Genomic DNA, 19,113 nt, shown 5'->3' with positions numbered 1-19,113 from the left:
TGGACGATCGCCAGTGGGTCGCGACTTACGTCGCTCCTACCGCTCGTGGTGCGGGAGTGCGTTGCATGAGGACGCCGGCGGGGCGCAGCCAGAAGACTACGACGGCCACAGCCCCCGGATCGCGGCAATGCCTTGTGCACCGTGCATGCGGGCTTCGGCCAGGTCGGCCGGGACCAGTCCACCGATCGCGTAGAGCGGGATGGCGACGTGCTCGCGCAGCCGTGCGAAGCCGGCCCAGCCGATGCCGGCGCGGCCCGGGTGGCTGGGTGTTTCGCGGAGATTGCCGACCACGGCGAAATCGCAGCCGAGCGCCTCGGCGGCCTTCAACTCGTCGAGGTCGTGGCAGGAGGCGGCCAGCGGCACGTCGGCCGATACGGGACGCGCACCCCCCGCTTCGCGCAGGGCTGCGGCCGGCAGATGCAGGCCGATGCCGAGTCGACGGGCAAGCCCGACGTCGCCGTTGACCAGCACCTCCGCGCCGGCCTTGCGGCACAGCTGCACCGCCTGCTCCACCAGCCGCGGCCAGTACGCGCTGCCGGCATCCGCGCCACGCAACTGGACCCGCCGGACGCCGCCGGCCAACGCCCGTTCCAGCGTTTCCAGCCACCGCGGCCCATCGACCGGCGCGGGCGTGACCAGGTAGTCCGATGGATCGCCGAGCGCGGCCACCACCGGGCGGTCCGCCGGCGGCATCGCGTAGCTGGCGAGCTTGTGCGGCGGGACCCAGGCCAGCGCCTGCCCCTCGCGTCCGCGGGCGGTGCCGCGCCAGTCGCGCAGGTGTCGCACGTCGAGTCGCAGGCGCTTGTGCGGATAGGTCTGGGGAACGGTGATGACGGGCTCGCCGACCTCGGCCTCGATGCCGAGTTCCTCGTGCAGCTCGCGCACCAGCGCGGCCTCGGCCGACTCGCCGGGCTCGCGCTTGCCACCGGGGAACTCCCACAGCCCCGCCAGGTCGCGACCGGCGGTGCGTCGGGTCAGCAGTATCCGGCCGCGCGCGTCGTGGATGACGCCGGCGACGACCTCGATCGGTGCCGGCGCGGGCGCTGTCCCGGCCGCCGCATCGACCACCGCCGATGGCGCAGGGTCGTCAGGCATCAACGACCACGCCCGGCGACCGGCACCGGCCGGCCATGGACAGTCCTGTCAGGCCAGCTGCCCATGGCAGTGCTTGTACTTCTTGCCGCTGCCGCAGGGGCACGGATCGTTGCGACCGACGTTGGCGAAGGCCTGGTTGGCCCCGCCCTGCCCGGCCGCCTGCGCCTGCTGCGCTTCCTCGTCGGCAGCGAGGCCACCGGCGTCGGCGTGCTGGAACTGCATCTGCCGGGCACGCGCCTCGGCCTGGGCGCGCTCCTGCGCCTCCAGCGCGGCGATCTCCTCCTCGCTGCGGATGCGCACGCGCGCCAGCAGGGTCACGACCTCGCGCTTGACCTTCTCCAGCATGTCGCTGAACAGCTCGAAGGCCTCCTTCTTGTACTCCTGCTTGGGCTGCTTCTGGGCGTAGCCGCGCAGGTGGATGCCCTGCCGCAGGTAGTCCATCCGCGCCAGGTGCTCCTTCCAGTTCTGGTCGAGCACGTTGAGCATGATGTGCTTCTCGAGCATCCGCATGGTCTCGGCGCCGAGCTGCTGCTCGCGCGCCTCGACGTGGCGGGCCACCTCGGCCTCGACGTGTTCGGCGATGCCCTCGTCGTCGATCTCCGAGCGGCCGGCCACCAGCCCCTGCAGGTCGAGCTGCAGGTTGAACTCCTCCAGCAGCGCGGCCTCCAGCCCCGGCAGGTCCCACTGCTCGTCGACCGAGCCCGGCGGCACGAAGCGGGCGACCGCATCGGCCACCACGTCGGCACGGATGCCGTCGATGTTGTCCCTGACGTCGTCGGCGTCCAGCAGCTCGTCGCGCTGGCCATAGATCACCTTGCGCTGGTCGTTGTTGACGTCGTCGAACTCCAGCAGGTTCTTGCGGATGTCGAAGTTGTGGGCCTCGACCTTGCGCTGCGCGTTGGCGATCTGCTTGGACACCAGCGGCGACTCGATGATGTCGTCTTCCTTCAGGCCCATCCGCGCCATCACCTTCTGCACCCAGTCGGCGGCGAAGATGCGCATCAGGTTGTCTTCCAGCGACAGGTAGAAGCGCGAGGAGCCCGGGTCGCCCTGGCGACCGGCGCGGCCGCGCAGCTGGTTGTCGATACGGCGGGACTCATGGCGCTCGGTGCCGACGATGTGCAGGCCGCCGGACGCCTTGACCGCCTCGTGGCGCTCGCGCCATTCCGCCTTCAGGCGCTCGCGGGTGGCGTCGTCGACCGGCGCGCCGGTCTCGGCCTCCAGCTGCTCGACCTCGTTCTCCCAGGAGCCGCCGAGCACGATGTCGGTGCCGCGGCCGGCCATGTTGGTGGCGATGGTGATTGCGCCCGGGCGGCCGGCCTGGGCGACGATGACCGCCTCGCGCTCGTGCTGCTTGGCGTTGAGCACCTCGTGGTGGATGCCGGCCTCGCGCAGCTGGTTGCTGAGCATCTCCGACACCTCGATCGAGGTGGTGCCGACCAGCACCGGCTGGCCGTTGGCGTTGGCTTCCTTGATCTCGGCCAGCACCGCGCGGTACTTGCCGGCGCGGTTGAGGAACACCGCGTCCGGGTGGTCCTTGCGCTGCACCGGCTTGTTGGTCGGGATGACGATGACCTCCAGCCCGTAGATGCTCTGGAACTCGTAGGCCTCGGTGTCCGCGGTGCCGGTCATGCCCGACAGCTTGTTGTACATGCGGAACAGGTTCTGGAAGGTGATGCTCGCCAGCGTCTGGTTCTCGCGCTGGACCGGCACGCCCTCCTTCGCCTCGACCGCCTGGTGCAGGCCGTCGGACCAGCGACGCCCGGCCAGGGTGCGGCCGGTGAACTCGTCGACGATCACCACCTCGCCGTCGCGGACGATGTAGTCGACGTCGCGCTGGTAGATCGCGTGGGCGCGCATGGCGGCGTTGAGGTGGTGCACGACGCTGAGGTTCTGCGGGCTGTAGAGGCCGTCCTCCTCGTCGTCGGCATTGAGGATGCCGGCTTCGCGCAGCAGCGCCTCGGCGTGCTCCTGGCCGGCCTCGGACAGGTGCACCTGCTTGCCCTTCTCGTCGACCCAGTAGTCGCCGATGCCGTCCTCGACCTCCTGCCGCGACAGCTTCGGCACGATCCGGTTGACCTTGATATACAGCTCCGGCGACTCGTCGGCCGGGCCGGAGATGATCAGCGGGGTGCGCGCCTCGTCGATCAGGATCGAGTCGACCTCGTCGACGATCGCGTAGTTCAGGCCGCGCTGGAAGCGGTCGCCCTTCGACAGCGCCATGTTGTCGCGCAGGTAGTCGAAGCCGAACTCGTTGTTGGTGCCGTAGGTGATGTCGGCGTTGTAGGCCGCGGCCTTGTCGCCGTGCGGCATGCCCGGGTAGACCACGCCGACCGACAGGCCCAGCCAGTTGTAGAGCTTGCCCATCCAGGCCGAGTCGCGCCGGGCCAGGTAATCGTTGACGGTGACGACGTGGACGCCGTCGCCGGTCAACGCGTTGAGGTAGACCGGAAGGGTCGCGACCAGGGTCTTGCCCTCGCCGGTGCGCATCTCGGCGATCTTGCCCAGGTGCAGCACCATGCCGCCGATCAGCTGGACGTCGTAGTGGCGCATGCCCAGCACCCGGCGGCTGGCCTCGCGGCAGACCGCGAACGCCTCCGGCAACAACTTGTCGATCGACTCGCCGTCCTTCAGGCGCTGCTGGAACTCCGGCGTCTTCGCCTGCAACTCGGCGTCGCTGAGCTTCTGGAGGTCCGGCTCGAGCGCGTTGATCCGGGAGACCGAGCGTTGCAGCTGGCGCAGCAGGCGGTCGTTGCGGCTGCCGAAGACGCGGGTAAGCAGGTTGTTGAGCATGGGTTGTCCGAAGTCAGAATTTCATCGCCGGGAATGCCGCTGAAACGGCAACGGGGCGCGAGGCGCCCCGTCGTGGCGAAACGTTCATTCTAGCGTGGGGGGGCCGGAGGCGCGTATCAAGGGGCTGGCGGGGCGCCGGAACGGAAAAGGCCCGCGTCGCCGCGGGCCTTTCGTGCCGTCGTGGCTCAGCCGCGCAGCGGCGAGCGTTGCTGCAGGAACTGCTTGGGGTTGACCACCCGGCCGTCCTGCCAGACCTCGAAGTGCACGTGGGCACCGGTCGAGCGGCCGCTGGAGCCGGCCTTGGCGATCTCCTGCCCGGCCCGGACCAGTGCGCCGACCTTCTGGGTCAGCCGCGAGTTGTGCGCGTAGCGGGTCACGTAGCCGTTGCCGTGGTCGATCTCGACGGTGTGGCCGTAGCCCGAGCGGGTGCCGGCGAAGCTCACCACGCCATCGGCGACGGCCTTGACCGGGTCGCCCACGTCGGCCTCGAAGTCGATGCCCTTGTGGAACTGGCGACCACCGCGGATCGGGTCGGCGCGACCACCGAAGTTGGAGGTGATGTAGCTGTTGATCGGCTCGCGCGACGGCACCGAGTTCATCTCGAGCTGGCGGTTGAACAGCAGCGACTCCAGCACCGAGAGCTGCTCGCCGGACGCCTTGAACTGCGCGTCGAGCTGGGCCATGCCGGTGTCGAGCTCGGCCTTGGGCATGTCCTCCACGGCGCCGTCGCCACCGATCGCGACCGGGCGGTCGAAGTCGAACTCGCCGTCCTGCAGCTGGCCGATGCGGGTCAGCCGCTCGCCCAGGGCATTGAGCCGGTTGGCCTCGGCCTGCAGCTCGCCAAGCCGTGCGGCGAGCGCGTTGACCTCCCGCTGGGCCTCGTCCTGGATCGATTCGATGCGGACCTGCTGCTGCTCCACCTCGGCCCGCAGGGCGAGGTTGCCGGCGATGCCGCCACCGGCGCCGATCATCAGGCCGCCGCCGAGCAGCAGCGCCGCGGCCGGGCCGGGCCGGCGGGCCACGGACCGGACGAACTGCCCGGTCATCGAGGCCAGCAGGCCACGCGATTTGTTTACGATGTCGTTATAGGTCATATGTCCGATGTCTGATTCCCGACCCAACCCACCGCGCCGTCCCTCGGCCCCCGTCGCCGCGCTTGATGCGCTGCTGGCGGAGCCCGCTGGCGACCCGATCCGTCGAGCCCTCTGGCTTGACGGGCTGGACCGTCGGTTACGCCCCTTCCTGCCGCCCCCGCTCGCCGCGCATGCGCGGCTTGCGAACTACGAGCGCGGCAGGCTCGTGTTTGTGGTCGATGCCCCGGTGTGGCGGGCGAAACTGCGCCTGCTCGCTCCGGAACTGCTCGATGCCGCCCGGTCCCTCGGGTTGGACGCGGTGGAGTTCGTCATCAGGACGAGCCTCGCTCCCGTGGCACCGCCCCCTGCAGCACCGCGGAACACCGTGACCATGTCGCCGGCCGCAAGGGAAGCCCTGCAGGCCGCGCTGGCGTCGCTGCGCCCCGAAAAGCCCGGGGCCGGCGACGCCGAGTGACCGCTTGTGGCAGCTGCGGACCCTTTGGCACGCTTCCTGCCGTGAAGAGCAAGTGATCACCGACGGGGCATGCTAAGCCCGCCGATGGCCGATTTTGTTAAAAAATCGGAACAGTTTCGCAAAAACAGCGTTAACACGTCACGGGGTGTTCACATCCGTGACGGGGGGCACCAAGCGGGGGATACGGGCCGCCGGTGGGCCCGCAGGGCTGCCGTGAGGCGGCTCAGAGGGCCGCGACGGGCTGGTACGACGCCGGCACCGGGCTACGCTCGTCGGTGAAGGTGGCGATTTCCCACGCCGACTGCTCGGCCATCAGCGCCCGCACCAGCTGGTTGTTGAGCGCGTGGCCGGACTTGTAGCCCTCGTAGGCGCCGAGGATGGCGTGGCCGGCGAGGTAGAGGTCGCCCACCGCATCGAGGATCTTGTGGCGAACGAACTCGTCGGCGTAACGCAGGCCGTCCTCGTTGAGGACGCGGAACTCGTCGAGCACGATCGCGTTGTCCATCGAGCCGCCGAGACCGAGGTTGCGCTCGCGCATGTACTCCAGGTCGCGCATGAAGCCGAAGGTGCGGGCGCGACTGACTTCCTTGATGTAGTTGACGGTCGAGAACTCGACCTCCGCGCGCGACTGCGCGGCCGGGATCGCCGGGTGGTTGAACACGACGGTGAAGCCGAGCCGGAAGCCGTCGTAGGGCTCGAAGCGTGCGACCTTGTCGCCGTCGCGCACCTCGACCGGGCGGGTGATGCGGATGAACTTCTTGGGCGCGTCCTGCTCGGCGACGCCGGCGGACTGCAGCAGGAACACGAACGGGCCGGCCGAGCCGTCCATGATCGGCACCTCGGCCGCGGACAGCTCGATGTAGCAGTTGTCGATGCCCAGCCCGGCCAGCGCCGACAGCAGGTGCTCGACCGTCATGACCTTGTCGCCGTCGCGGCTGAGGCCGGTGCACAGCACGGTCTCTGTGACCAGGTCGGCGCGGGCGGGCAGCTCGAGCACGGGGTCCAGGTCGACCCGGCGGAACACGATACCGGTGTCCACCGGCGCCGGGCGCAGGGTGAGGAACACTTTTTCGCCGCTGTGCAGGCCCACGCCGGTGGCGCGGATGACGTTCTTGAGGGTGCGCTGGCGCAGCATGGGCGGTGCGGAGTTCCTGTGGCCTGGGGGCACGCCGCGGCCGGACGCGCTGGACGGCTCGGTCAGGCGGAGATGTCCGGAATATTACCAATCCGGAAAACCGCGCAAGATTAACACGCAGGCAGCTGAATCTGAACGGAAAACGGGTGTGAAACCCGGTGCGTCGTCACAGGTGGCGCCGCGGCAAAGTGACCGGCCGCCCTGCCGTCGAAGCGGGGCGACCGGCCCAAACCGCCCCGGGCCGGGACCCGGGGCGGAAGCGGCACGCCGGGCCGGCATGCCGTCAAACGGACACGGCGTGCGGGTCAGTCGGCCTGGCGGCGCAGGAACGCCGGGATGTCCAGGTAGCTGTCGCTGCCGAAGTCGGCCGCGGCCGGAGCCGGGGCCGCCGCCGCTTCCTGCCGGCCGCTGTTGCGCAGGCCGCTGGTGAAACTGGGGGCCGCGGCCGGGGCGACGGCGTCGTCGATCGGGAACTCCGGCTGGCCGGTGGTGGCGTTGCGCACCAGCTGGATGGGCGCGCGGCTGGCCTGCTCGTTCGGCCGGCCCTGGCGGGCGACGGCGCGGTTGAGGCCGGTGGCGACCACGGTGACCTTGACCTCGTCCTGCATGTCCGGGTCGAGCACGGTGCCCAGCACCACGGTCGCATCTTCCGAAGCAAACGCCTCGATGGTACGGCCGACCTCGTCGAACTCGGCCATGGTGAAGTCCGGGCCGGCGGTGATGTTGACCAGGATGCCGTTGGCGCCGGACAGGTTGACGTCGTCCAGCAGCGGGTTCTGCACCGCCGCCTCGGCCGCGGCCTGGGCGCGGTCGTCGCCGCGGGCCGAACCGCTGCCCATCATTGCCAGGCCCATCTCGGACATGACGGTGCGCACGTCGGCGAAGTCGACGTTGATCAGGCCCGGGCGGACGATCAGGTCGGCGATGCCCTGCACGGCGCCAAGCAGCACGTCGTTGGCCGCGCGGAAGGCCTGGATCATGGTCGCGTTGCGACCGAGCACGGTGATGAGCTTCTCGTTCGGGATCGTGATCAGCGAGTCGCAGTGGTGGCTCAGCTCCTCGATGCCCTTCAGCGCGACCTGCATGCGGCGGCGGCCCTCGAACGGGAACGGCTTGGTGACCACGGCGACGGTCAGGATGCCCATCTCCTTGGCCAGTTGCGCCACCACCGGCGCCGCGCCGGTGCCGGTGCCGCCGCCCATGCCGGCGGTGATGAACACCATGTCGGCGCCCTGCATCGCGTCCATCAGGCGTTCGCGGTCCTCCAGCGCCGCCTGCCGGCCGACCTCGGGGTTCGCGCCCGCGCCCAGGCCCTTCGTCACGTTGCTGCCGAGCTGCAACTGCAGCTTGGCGCCGCAGTTCTTGATCGCCTGCGAATCGGTGTTGGCGGTGATGAACTCCACGCCATCCACGTTGTTGCTGACCATGTGGGCGACCGCGTTGCCGCCGCCACCGCCGACGCCGACCACCTTGATGGTCGCGTTCGGGGCCATGTTCTCTACCAGTTCAAAGTGCGCCATGTCCGTGTCCTCGTCTGTCTAGTTATGTGTTGTCGCTGCCGGTGCTTCTGTATTGCGTGCCGCGTTGCCACCCCTGTCGTCGCCGGGACATCGTCGACGCCCCGCGTGGTTGCCCGGGATCATCAGAACTCCCCCCGGAACCAGTTCTTGAACCTGCCGAGCAGGTTCCCGGCGCGGCCGGTGCTGATCACCGGGCGGCGCGGGTTCTCGATCTGGCTGCCCATCAGCAGCAGGCCGACGCCGGTGGCGTGCACCGGGTTGCCGACCACTTCGCCCAGGCCGGTCACGTGCTGCGGGATGCCGACGCGCACGGGCATCTGCAGCATCTCCTCGGCCAGCTCGACCACGCCTTCCATCTTCGCGGCGCCGCCGGTCAGGACCATGCCAGCGCGTACGTGCTGCTCGAAACCGCTGCGGCGCAGCTCGGCCTGGACCATCTCGAAGATCTCCTCGTAGCGCGCCTGCACCGCCTGCGCGAGCGAGGCGCGCGGCATCCGCCGCGGCGGGCGGTCACCGACGCTCGGCACCTGGATCGACTCCTCGGCGGTCGCCATCTGCGCCAGTGCGCAGGCGTAGCGGACCTTGATCTGCTCGGCCTCGGGGGTGGGCGTGCGCAGCATGTGGGCGATGTCCTCGGTGACCTTGTCGCCGGCGATGCCGAGGCTGGCCGAATGCGCGATCGCCCCGCCGACGAACACCGCGATGTCGGTGGTGCCGGCGCCGATGTCGACCAGCACCACGCCCAGCTCGCGCTCGTCGCTGGTCAGCACCGCGTTGGCCGAGGCCAGCACGCCGAGGATCAGGTCGTCCACCTGCAGCCCGCAGCGCTGCACGCACTTGCTGACGTTGGCCGCGGCCGACTGCGCGCAGACCACGAGGTGCGCATGCACCTCCAGCCGCACGCCGGTCATGCCGACCGGGTTGCGGATGCCTTCCTGCGAGTCGTCGAGCACGTAGTCGCGCGGGATCGCGTGCAGGATCTTCTGGTCGGCCGGGATCGCCACCGCCTTGGCCGCCTCCAGCACGCGGTCGAGGTCAGCGAACGAGACCTCGCCGTCGCGGATCGGCGCGATGCCCTGCGAGTTGCGGCACTGGATGTGGCTGCCGGAAATCGACGCGTAGACAGAGCGGATTTCGCAGCCGGCCATCAGCTCGGCTTCCTCGATCGCGCGCTGGATCGACTGCACGGTCGACTCGATGTCGACCACCACGCCGCGGCGCAGGCCGCGCGACTCGTGGCTGCCGATGCCGATCACCTCGATCGGGTTGCCCGGCGAGTATTCGCCCACCAGCGCCACCACTTTGGAGGTGCCGATGTCGAGGCCCACGATCAACGATTTGTCGCCCTTGCGGTTCATGTATTTCCCTGCATGCCTGTCGGTGGTGCCTTCGGGACGGGCGCCCAGCTCAAGGCGAAACCATTGGTGTAACGGAGGTCGGCGCGCACCAGCCGCTGCGCCTGCTGCGCCAGCAGTTGCGGCATCAGCCGCGAGAACCGGGCGATCCGCGCGCGCGCCTCGCTTCGGCCCACCACCACCTGCGCGCCGCTGTCGAGCTGCATGCTCCAGCTGCCGCGCGGGTCCAGCAGGACCGAGCGGATGTCCAGTCCCAGCGGCGCCAGCAGCAGCCGCGACTGGTTGTAGAACTCGACCACGTCGCGCACGCGGCCGTCCGGGCCGGCCAGTTGCGGCAAGCCCGCCGGCACCTCGACATCGCCGGCCGGGAACAGCCGGCCGTGGTCGGACAGCAACCGGTCCTCACCCCAGCGCGCGAACGGCACGTGCTCGACCACCTGCACCTCCAGCACGTCGGGCCAGCGCTTGCGGACCTCGGCGCGCTCGACCCACGGCAGCTGCGCAACCGCGGCCCGGGCGGCATCGAGATCGACCGCGAAGAAGCCCTGCCGCGCGTACGGCAGCAGCGCCTCGCGCAGCCGCGCCTCGTCGACCCGGTCGAACTGGCCCGTCGCGCGCAGCGTCGTCAGCGGCCAGCGGTCCTGCCCGACCCAGCCGTTGAGCACGGCGACCACCGGCAGCGCGATCAGCGCCACCGCGAGGGTCCAGCCGAGCAGCCGCAGCAGCACGCTCACGCCCGCGCACCTCCATCGCCCGGGCGGTCCATGCCGGCCTCCAGCACGCGCCAGCACAGTTCCTCGAAGCCGATCCCGACCTCGCGCGCGGCCTTGGGCACCAGCGAGTGGCTGGTCATGCCCGGCGCGGTGTTGACCTCCAGCAGGAAGAAGTCGCCCGTCGCGCGGTCGCGCATCACGTCGACCCGGCCCCAGCCGCTGCAGCCGGCGGCCTCGAACGCGGCCAGCGCGATCCGGCGGATCTCGTCCTCGGCCGCGCCGTCCAGGCCCGGGCAGAGGTACTGGGTGTCCTCGGCGACGTACTTGGCGTTGTAGTCGTACCACTCGCCCTTCGGCACGATCCGGATCGACGGCAGCGCGCGGTGGCCGGCGCCGTCGGCGAGGACCGCGACGGTCAGCTCGTCGCCAACCACCAGTTGCTCCATCAGCATCTCGCCGGGGTAGCGCGCGGCCAGTGCGACCGCCTCGTCGAGGCCGGCTTCGTCGTGCACGCGCGAGACGCCGACGCTGGAGCCCTCGCAGGACGGCTTGATGATCAGCGGCAGACCGATCCCGCGCGCGGCGTCGTGCACGTCCGCGCCCTTGGCGAGGCGGACGTAGCGCGGCGTCGGCAGGCCGAGCGACAGCCACACCTGCTTGGTGCGGATCTTGTCCATGCTCAGCGACGAGCCGAGCACGCCGGAGCCGGTGACCGGCACGCCCAGCGCCTCGCACAGGCCCTGCAGCACGCCGTCCTCGCCACCGCCCTTGTTGCCGTGGAGGATGTTGAACACGCGGTCGACCGTGCCGGCGCGGATCGCATCGACCAGCGCCGGGATCCCATCGACCGCGAACGCGTCGACGCCGCGCGACTGCAGCGCCTCCAGCACGTTGCGGCCGGAGTCGAGCGAGACCTCGCGCTCGGAGCTGGTGCCGCCCATCAGCACGGCGACGCGGCCGAACACGGCCGGGTCGGTGAAGCGCGGCGCGGCGAACGTGGCGCTCATGCGGCCTCCCCATCGGCGGTGAAGCCATGCGTGGCGATGTACTGCGCGGCCTGGCCGATGTCGCCGGCGCCCATCATCAGCAGCAGGTCGCCATCCTCGAGTACGTCGCCCAGCACGGACGGCAGTTCGCGGGCGCTGCCGACCACGACCGGTTCGACCCGCCCACGGGTGCGGATGGCGCGGGCCAGCGCACGCGCGTCGGCACCTGCGACCGGCGCCTCGCCGGCGGCGTAGACCTCGGTCAGCACCACCATGTCGGCGCTCGACAGCACCGCGGCGAAGTCGTCGAACAGGTCGCGCGTGCGGCTGTAGCGATGCGGCTGGAACGCGACCACCAGCCGCCGGTCGGGCCAGCCGCCACGCGCGGCGGCGAACACCGCCTCCAGCTCCTTCGGGTGGTGGCCGTAGTCGTCGACCACCGTGACCAGCCCGCCAGCGCGCCCTTCCTTCGGCGCGAGCGGCGTCTGCGACAGCAGGTTGAAACGGCGGCCGACACCGGCGAAGCCTTCAAGCGCGCGCGCGATCGCGGTCGATTCGACGCCCAGTTGCCACGCCACCGACGCCGCCGCCAGTGCGTTCTGCACGTTGTGGCGGCCCGGCATCGCCAGCGTCACCGGGCAGCGCGCGCCGTCGGGCAGGCACAGCACGAAGCGCATCCGCGCACCCTGCTGGACCACGTCCTCGGCGCGCACGTCGGCCGCCCCGGAGAAGCCGTAGGTCATCACGTGGCGCGGCGTGCGCTCGGCCAGCGCGGCCACTTCCGGATCGTCGATGCACAGCACCGCCAGCCCGTAGAACGGCAGCCGGTGCATGAACTCCAGGAACGCCGCCTGCACCTTGGCGAAGTCGCCCTCGTAGTTCTCGAGGTGGTCGGCGTCGATGTTGGTGACGATCGCGATCTGCGGGTTGAGGCGCAGGAAGCTGCCGTCGCTCTCGTCGGCCTCGGCCACCAGCCAGTCGCCGCCGCCGAGGCGCGCGTTGGCGCCGGCGGCGAGCAGCTGGCCGCCGATCACGAAGGTCGGGTCGATCCCGCCCTCGGCCAGCACGCTGGCGGTGAGCGAGGTGGTGGTGGTCTTGCCATGGGTGCCGGCGACCGCGATACCGCGTCGGAAACGCATCAGCTCGGCGAGCATCTCCGCGCGCGGGACGATCGGAATCCGTTGCGCGCGCGCCTCCAGCAGCTCCGGGTTGTCGGGCTTGATCGCGCTGGACACCACCACGCAGTCGGTGCCAAGGACATTCGCGGCGGCGTGTTCGCGGTGGACGGTGATGCCGAGCTTCGCCAGCCGGCGGGTGACGGCGTTGTCGGCCTTGTCCGAGCCGGACACCTGGTAGCCGAGCGTGCACATCACCTCGGCGATGCCGCTCATGCCGGTGCCGCCGACACCGATGAAGTGCACGCGGGGGAACGCCTTGGCGAGGTCGCCACCGTGTTGCAGGCGGCGGCGAACGGTACTGCTCATGCAGCCTGCTCCGGGTTGGAATGGGGGGGACGGGCGTGGGCGATCACGATGTCGGCCACGCGCGCGGCGGCGTCGGGCCGGGCCAGTGCGCGTGCGGCCTGTGCCAGCTGCAGCAGCTCGGCCCGGTGGGCGAGGATCTCCAGCATCGCCGAGAGGCGGCGGCCGAGGTCGGCCGGGTCGCCACCCTGCGGCAGCAGGTGGGCGGCGCCGCGCTCGACGAGGAACTCGGCGTTGCGGGTCTGGTGGTCGTCGACCGCCTGCGGGAACGGCACGAGCACGCTGCCGACGCCGACCGCGCACAGTTCGGCCAGGGTCAGCGCGCCGGCGCGGCAAACCACCACGTCGGCCCAGCCGTAGGCGGCGGCCATGTCGGCGATGAACGGTTCGACCGATGCCTCGACGCCGGCGTCGGCGTAGGCGCGGCGGGCGTCGTCGGCCTGCTTCTCGCCGCACTGGTGGCGGACCTCGAAGGCCTCGACGCGACCGCGTAGCCCGGCCAGCGCCAGCGGCACCGCGGTGTTGAGCGCGCGCGCGCCCTGGCTGCCGCCGAGCACGAGGACCCGCAGCGCGCCGGTCCGGCCGGCGAAGCGGTGCTCGGGCGACGCGACCGCGGCGATCTCGGCGCGGACCGGGTTGCCGACCGCCTGCTCGCCCGGGAACGTGCCGGGGAAGCCGGTCAGCACCGCGTCGGCGAGGCGTGCCAGTACCCGGTTGGTCATGCCGGCGGCGCGGTTCTGCTCGTGCACCACCAGCGGGATGCCGGCCAGCCGCGCGGCCAGCCCGCCCGGACCGGCCGCGTAGCCGCCGAAGCTGACCACCGCCGACGGCCGGCGCGCCTGCAGCACCGCACGCGCCGCGCGTACCGCACCGGCGACCTTGAACGGCGCGCCGAGCAGGGTCGTCACGCCCTTGCCGCGCAGGCCCCGCACCGCGATGGTGTCGAGTTCGATCCCGTGCGGCGGGACCAGCCGGGTTTCCATGGCGCCGTCGGCACCGAGCCAGGTGACCGGCACGCCGCGGTCGAGCAGCTCGCGCGCGACCGCAAGCCCCGGGAAGATGTGGCCGCCGGTGCCGCCGGCGAGGATGGTGACCGGACGGTTCATGCGCCGGTCCTCCCGATCACGGGCTCGATGCGCTGGCGCAGGCGACTGGTGCCGCGCGCGGCGGTCACCGGCGCGGTGGCCGCGGGCTTGGCGGCGTTGCCACCGCGCGCGACCGCCGGCAGCGGCTGCGCGGTCGCCGGCACGCCGGCCGACGGCTGCATCGCCTCGCCACGCAGGCGCGCGACCTGCCGCTGCGCGCGGTCGAGTTCGTACGACACCCGCAGCAGCACGCCGAGCGCGGCACAGGTCATCAGCACGCTGGAACCGCCCGAGGAGATCAGCGGCAGCGTCAGGCCCTTGGTCGGCAGCAGGCCGAGGTTGACCCCGATCGAGACGAAGCTCTGCAGGCCGATCCACAGCGCGATGCCGAATGCGCAGTAGCCGGCGAAGTGGCGGCGCATCTCGACGCACTTCAGGCCGATCCACAGCGCCCGCCCGACCAGCACCGCGTACAGCGCGATCACGGTGCAGACGCCGACGAAGCCGAGCTCCTCCGCGATCACGGCGAGGATGAAGTCGGTATGCGCCTCCGGCAGGTAGGACAGCTTCTGCACCGAGCCGCCGAGGCCGACCCCGAACCACTCGCCGCGGCCGACCGCCATCAGCGCGTTGGTCAGCTGGTAGCCGGAGTTGAACGGGTCCGCCCACGGGTCGAGGAACGAGGTCAGCCGGCGCACGCGGTAGGGTTCGGCGATCGCGACCACCGCCAGCAGCGGCAGCCCGACCAGCACCGGCCCGAACATCCGCGGCATGTTGACTCCGCCGAGCACCAGCATGCCGCCGGTGATCGCCAGGATCAGCGACAGCGAACCGAAGTCCGGCTGCAGCACCAGCAGCACCACCAGCAGCAGGGCCACGCCAAGCGGCTTGAGCATCGCCTTCCAGGTGGCGGTGACCTCCTCGCTGTAGCGCTTGAGGTAGCTGGCCAGCCAGATGATGTAGAGCAGCTTGACCGCCTCGACCGCCTGGAAGCTCGACACCCCGAGGTTGATCCAGCGCCGCGCGCCGTTGACCTCGGTGCCGAGTCCCGGGATGAACACCGCCAGCAGCAGCGCCACGCAGGCCAGCAGTAGCCAGTGGTTGTAATGCTCGACGGTCTTGAGCTCGGTGCGCATCAGCCACGCGGCCAGGCCGACGCCGACCGCGAGGAAGGCGACGTGGCGGACCAGGTAGTGGAACGGCCCGACGCCGTAGTCCAGCGCGATCGAGATCGAACTGGAGCCGACCATCACCACGCCCAGGCACGCCAGCGCGCACACGACGCCGAGCAGCCAGCGGTCGTAGTGACCGCTGATCGCGTCGAGACGGGTGGCCTGGCGCGCGGATTCGGTCATCAGCGCACCTTCAATGTCGCCAGGCCGACCAGCACCAGCACCACCGAGATGATCCAGAAGCGCACGATCACGCGCGGCTCCGGCCAGCCCTTGAGCTCGAAGTGGTGGTGGATCGGCGCCATCCGGAACACGCGCTTGCCGGTGAGCTTGAACGACGCCACCTGGATCATCACCGACAGCGTCTCGATCACGAAGATGCCGCCCATGATCACCAGCACCAGCTCCTGCCGGACGATCACCGCCATCGTGCCGAGCACCGCGCCCAGCGCCAGCGCGCCGATGTCGCCCATGAACACCATCGCCGGGTAGGTGTTGAACCACAGGAAGCCGAGGCCGGCACCGGCGATCGCCGCGCAGATGATCACCAGCTCGCCGGCACCCGGCACCTGCGGGATCTGCAGGTACTCGGAGAACACCGCGTTGCCCGATGCGTAGGCGAACACGCCCAGCGCGCAGGCCACCAGCACGGTCGGCATGATCGCCAGGCCGTCGAGGCCGTCGGTCAGGTTGACCGCGTTGGAGAAGCCGACGATCCAGAAGTAGGCGATCGCGACGAAGCTGAAGGCCACCAGCGGCAGCGCCACCGCCTTGAAGAACGGGATGTAGAACGTGGTCTCGGCCGGCACCTCGGCGCTCATGTACAGGAACACGCCGGCGGCCAGCCCGAACAGCGACTGCAGCGCGTACTTGGTGCGCGACTTCATGCCGTTGGGGTCGCGGCGGACGATCTTGATCCAGTCGTCCCACCAGCCGATCGCGCCGAACGCGACCATCACCGCCAGCACCAGCCACACGTACTTGTTGCGCAGGTCGCCCCACAACAGCACCGAGGCGAGCACGGTGAACAGGATCAGCGCGCCGCCCATGGTCGGCGTGCCGGCCTTGGAGAAGTGACTCTGCGGGCCGTCGGTGCGGATCGGCTGGCCGCCCTTGTAGCTGGCCAGCTTGCGGATCACCGCCGGGCCCCACCACAGCGACAGCGCCAGTGCGGTCAACGCGCTGAGGATGCCGCGGAAGGTGAGGTAGCCGAACAGCGCGAAGCTGCTCTGCAGTTGTTCCAGCCAGCGCGCCAGCTCAAGCAGCATCGTTGCCCCCTTTCGTGTCCGTGCCCGCGTCGCCGGCCAGCAGCGCCGCGACCACCCTGTCCATCGCGCTGCCGCGCGAACCCTTCACCAGCACCCGGACGTCCGCCCCCAGCCGCGCGCGCAGCGCGTCGACCACCGCGGCGTGGCTGTCGAATACCTCGCCGCCGTCGCCGAACGCTTCCGCGGCGGCGGCGCTGAGCGGGCCGAGCGCGAACAGCCGGGCGATGCCGGCGGCCTTCGCCCGGCGGCCGGCCTCGGCGTGCATGGCCTCGGCGTCGGCACCCAGCTCGCGCATGTCGCCGAGCACCAGCCAGCCCTCCCCCGGCGCCTCGGCCAGGGTGTCGATGGCGGCGGCCAGCGAGCCGGGGTTGGCGTTGTAACTGTCGTCGACCAGCACCGCGCCGTTGCGCAGCGTGTGCGTGGCCAGCCGCCCGGCGACGCCCCGCGCGGCGTTCAGGCCGCGGCCGATCGCCTCGATGCCGACCCCCAGGCCAAGCGCCATCGACGCCGCGGCCAGCGCGTTGCGTACGTTGTGGCGGCCGGGCATGGCGAGCTCGACCGTGGCCTCGCCGGCCGGCGTCGCCAGCACGAAGCGCGAACCGGTCGCGGTCGCGGCGATGTCGCGCGCGGTGACGTCGCTGCTGGCCTCCAGCCCGAACCGGACCAGCCGCCGGCCGTGCGCGCGCTCGGCGAAGTACGGAGCGAACGCGTCGTCGGCGTTGATCACCGCCACGCCCTGCGGCGGCAGCGCCTCGTAGATCGCGGCCTTGGTGTCGGCCACGCCGAGCAGGCTGCCCATGCGCTCCAGGTGCGCCGGCGCGACGTTGTTGACCAGCGCCACGTCCGGCCGCGCGATGGCGGCGAGGTAGGCGATGTCGCCGGGCTGGCCGGCGCCCATCTCGTACACGGCGAACCGCGCGTCGTCGGGTGCGTCGATCACCGCCAGCGGCAGGCCGATCTCGTTGTTGCGGTTGCCGGGGTTGCCGTACACGGCATCGTCGGTCGCCTGCAGGATCGACAGCAGCAGGGTCTTGACGCTGGTCTTGCCGTTGCTGCCGGTGATCGCGGCGATGCGGGTCGCGCGCGTGCGCTGCAGCGCGCGGGCGAGGTCGGCCAGCGCGCGCTGGGTATCGGCCACCTGCACCCGCGGCAGCGCGGTTTCCACCGGCCGCGACACCAGCAGCGCGGCGACTCCGCCGGCCGCCGCGGCATCAACGTGGTCGTGGCCGTCGAAGTTGTCGCCCTTCAGCGCGACGAACAGCAGCGCGCCGGTCGCCGGCAGGGTGCGGGTGTCGGTGGTGAGCGCGTCGACCTGGCGGTCCCCGCCATGCAGGCGGCCTCCGGTCATGCGGGCGAGGTCGGACAGCTGCAGCGGCCTCACGGGCGTGCCTCCAGTGCCGCGCGGGCGACCCCGGTGTCGTCGAACGGATGGCGCACGCCGTTGATCTCCTGGTAGGGCTCGTGGCCCTTGCCGGCGACGAGGACGATGTCGTCCGGGCCGGCGATGCCGATCGCGCGGCGGATCGCGGCGCCGCGGTCGCGCTCCACCGTCACTTCGCTCGCGTCGATGAAGCCGGCGACGATCTCGGCCACGATCGCGTCGCCGTCCTCGCCGCGCGGGTTGTCGTCGGTGACGATGACCACGTCGGCATGGGTCTGCGCGATCGAGGCCATCTGCGGACGCTTGCCGCGGTCACGCTCGCCGCCGCAGCCGAACACGCAGATCAGCTGCGCCGCGGCGTGCGCGCGCAGCGACACCAGCGCCTGCTCCAGCGCGTCGGGGGTGTGGGCGTAGTCGACGACCACCAGCGGCCGACGGCGCCCGCGGCTGTCGGTGTCGCCGCCGAGGCGGTTCATCCGGCCATGCACCGGCTGCAGTTGCGACAGCAGCGCGGCGATGTCGCCCGCCGTCCCGCCGAGCGCGTGCAGCGCACCGGCCACGGCCAGCAGGTTGTCGACGTTGAAGCGCCCCAGCAGCGGCGAGGTGACGGGGTGGCGTTCGTCGCCGGCGACCAGTTCGAAGCCGATGCCGCCGTTGTCGAAGCGCAGCGACTCGGCCACCAGCACCGCGCCGGCGGCGCCGCGCGAGCTGACGCCGATCGCGCGCACGCCCTCCGGCAGCGCGGCGTGCAGTGCGCGGCCGTGGGCGTCGTCGAGGTTGATCACCGCCGCCTGCAGCCCCGGCCACGCGAACAGCCGCGCCTTGGCCGCACCGTAGCCGGCCATGTCGCCGTGGTAATCGAGGTGGTCGCGGCTGAGGTTGGTGAACACCGCGACGTCGAAATGCACGCCATCGACGCGGCCCTGGTCGAGCGCGTGCGAGCTGACTTCCATCGCCAGCGCGTCGGCGCCCTGCCCGTGCAGCGCGTCGATCAGGTCGTGCAATTGCAGCACCAGTGGCGTAGTGAAGCCGGTCGGTACGACCTGGCCGGCCAGCCCGGCGCCGAGCGTGCCGATGGTCGCGCCGGTGACGCCCTGCAGCCGCCACGCTTCGCCGATCAGCTGCACGGTCGAGGTCTTGCCGTTGGTGCCGGTGACGCCGACCACCCGCATGCCGGCGCTGACGCGGCCGTGGAAGCGGTCGGCCAGCTCGCCCAGGCGCGCGCGCAGGCGCGGCACCGCGATCGCGTCGGCCGGCGCCGGGATGTCCTCGCTGTCGGGCGGCTCGAACAGGATCGCCACCGCGCCGGCGGCACGCGCCTGCTCGACGAACTTCAGCCCGTGGGTACCGAAGCCGCCGATCGCGACGAAGGCGTCGCCCGGCTTCAGCGCGCGGCTGTCCTGCACCAGCCCGGTGATGACCAGGTCGGCCGGGATGCCGGCGACGTCCGGCAGCAGTTCGGCCAGCGGCATGCGGCGATTCATCGCGCACCCCCGACGGTGACCGGCTCGGGCAGCGCCGCCGGCAGGGTCGCCGACGCGGCGGCGGCGGCGGCGGTGGCCGCGGCCGGCAGCACCGGCG

The 19,113-nt window shown here is 71.3% G+C and carries 15 protein-coding genes; 1 reads left to right on the top strand and 14 read right to left on the bottom strand.

The annotated features are described in order from the left end of the window. Positions 1-96: 96 nt before the first annotated feature. The 3 genes from N799_RS07440 to N799_RS07430 all read right to left on the bottom strand — a co-directional run bounded on the left by N799_RS07440 (position 97) and on the right by N799_RS07430 (position 4,982). Positions 97-1,095, bottom strand: coding sequence for a Nudix family hydrolase (locus tag N799_RS07440; protein WP_081974799.1), 999 nt, complete (start codon positions 1,093-1,095; stop codon positions 97-99). Positions 1,096-1,143: 48 nt separating this feature from the next. Beyond that, positions 1,144-3,888, bottom strand: coding sequence for a preprotein translocase subunit SecA (gene secA, locus N799_RS07435; protein ID WP_036210224.1), 2,745 nt, complete (start codon positions 3,886-3,888; stop codon positions 1,144-1,146). 185 nt (positions 3,889-4,073) lie between these two features. Continuing rightward, complete coding sequence (locus N799_RS07430; protein ID WP_036210221.1) at positions 4,074-4,982, bottom strand: M23 family metallopeptidase; 909 nt, start codon at positions 4,980-4,982, stop codon at positions 4,074-4,076. Positions 4,983-4,989: 7 nt separating this feature from the next. Here N799_RS07430 and N799_RS07425 point away from each other — a divergent pair, with 7 nt between their 5' ends. Further along, on the top strand, positions 4,990-5,436 hold the full coding sequence (locus N799_RS07425; RefSeq protein WP_036210218.1) for a DciA family protein: 447 nt from the start codon (positions 4,990-4,992) through the stop codon (positions 5,434-5,436). A gap of 223 nt (positions 5,437-5,659) precedes the next feature. Here N799_RS07425 and lpxC read toward each other — a convergent pair whose 3' ends face one another. From lpxC to N799_RS07370, 11 genes are all read right to left on the bottom strand, one after another. Continuing rightward, positions 5,660-6,571, bottom strand: coding sequence for a UDP-3-O-acyl-N-acetylglucosamine deacetylase (gene lpxC / locus N799_RS07420; RefSeq protein ID WP_036210215.1), 912 nt, complete (start codon positions 6,569-6,571; stop codon positions 5,660-5,662). 305 nt (positions 6,572-6,876) lie between these two features. After that, a complete protein-coding gene (gene ftsZ, locus N799_RS07415; protein WP_036210212.1) occupies positions 6,877-8,091 on the bottom strand; it encodes a cell division protein FtsZ in 1,215 nt (404 codons plus the stop codon). A 122-nt stretch (positions 8,092-8,213) separates the two neighbouring features. Continuing rightward, on the bottom strand, positions 8,214-9,449 hold the full coding sequence (ftsA, locus tag N799_RS07410) for a cell division protein FtsA (protein ID WP_036210209.1): 1,236 nt from the start codon (positions 9,447-9,449) through the stop codon (positions 8,214-8,216). Then, positions 9,446-10,180, bottom strand: a complete 735-nt coding sequence (locus N799_RS07405; protein ID WP_036210207.1) for a cell division protein FtsQ/DivIB — start codon at positions 10,178-10,180, stop codon at positions 9,446-9,448. The genes ftsA and N799_RS07405 overlap by 4 nt, the downstream gene beginning before the upstream one ends. Further along, positions 10,177-11,166, bottom strand: coding sequence for a D-alanine--D-alanine ligase (locus N799_RS07400; RefSeq protein WP_036210204.1), 990 nt, complete (start codon positions 11,164-11,166; stop codon positions 10,177-10,179). The genes N799_RS07405 and N799_RS07400 overlap by 4 nt, the downstream gene beginning before the upstream one ends. After that, positions 11,163-12,629, bottom strand: a complete 1,467-nt coding sequence (gene murC, locus N799_RS07395) for a UDP-N-acetylmuramate--L-alanine ligase (RefSeq protein ID WP_036210201.1) — start codon at positions 12,627-12,629, stop codon at positions 11,163-11,165. The genes N799_RS07400 and murC overlap by 4 nt, the downstream gene beginning before the upstream one ends. Then, on the bottom strand, positions 12,626-13,732 hold the full coding sequence (gene murG, locus N799_RS07390) for an undecaprenyldiphospho-muramoylpentapeptide beta-N-acetylglucosaminyltransferase (protein ID WP_052101344.1): 1,107 nt from the start codon (positions 13,730-13,732) through the stop codon (positions 12,626-12,628). The genes murC and murG overlap by 4 nt, the downstream gene beginning before the upstream one ends. Further along, positions 13,729-15,066, bottom strand: coding sequence for a putative lipid II flippase FtsW (ftsW, locus tag N799_RS07385; protein ID WP_036210196.1), 1,338 nt, complete (start codon positions 15,064-15,066; stop codon positions 13,729-13,731). The genes murG and ftsW overlap by 4 nt, the downstream gene beginning before the upstream one ends. Continuing rightward, the gene (gene mraY, locus N799_RS07380) at positions 15,066-16,151 is read right to left on the bottom strand and encodes a phospho-N-acetylmuramoyl-pentapeptide-transferase (protein ID WP_036210193.1); all 1,086 of its coding nucleotides are present in this window, start codon (positions 16,149-16,151) and stop codon (positions 15,066-15,068) included. The genes ftsW and mraY overlap by 1 nt, the downstream gene beginning before the upstream one ends. Beyond that, positions 16,141-17,532 carry a UDP-N-acetylmuramoyl-tripeptide--D-alanyl-D-alanine ligase gene (locus N799_RS07375; RefSeq protein WP_052101343.1) on the bottom strand — a complete coding sequence of 464 codons (1,392 nt, stop codon included), beginning with the start codon at positions 17,530-17,532 and terminating at the stop codon, positions 16,141-16,143. Before N799_RS07375 ends, mraY begins: the two co-directional genes overlap by 11 nt. Beyond that, positions 17,529-19,016 (bottom strand): UDP-N-acetylmuramoyl-L-alanyl-D-glutamate--2,6-diaminopimelate ligase, encoded by a 1,488-nt coding sequence (locus N799_RS07370; RefSeq protein WP_036210190.1) that lies wholly within the window; start codon positions 19,014-19,016, stop codon positions 17,529-17,531. Before N799_RS07370 ends, N799_RS07375 begins: the two co-directional genes overlap by 4 nt. Positions 19,017-19,113 lie beyond the last annotated feature (97 nt).

The organism is Lysobacter arseniciresistens ZS79 (genome assembly GCF_000768335.1).
GTDB lineage: Bacteria > Pseudomonadota > Gammaproteobacteria > Xanthomonadales > Xanthomonadaceae > Novilysobacter > Novilysobacter arseniciresistens.
The sequence above is the reverse complement of the archived record's forward strand: the minus strand, read 5'-3'. Positions and strand labels throughout refer to the sequence as shown.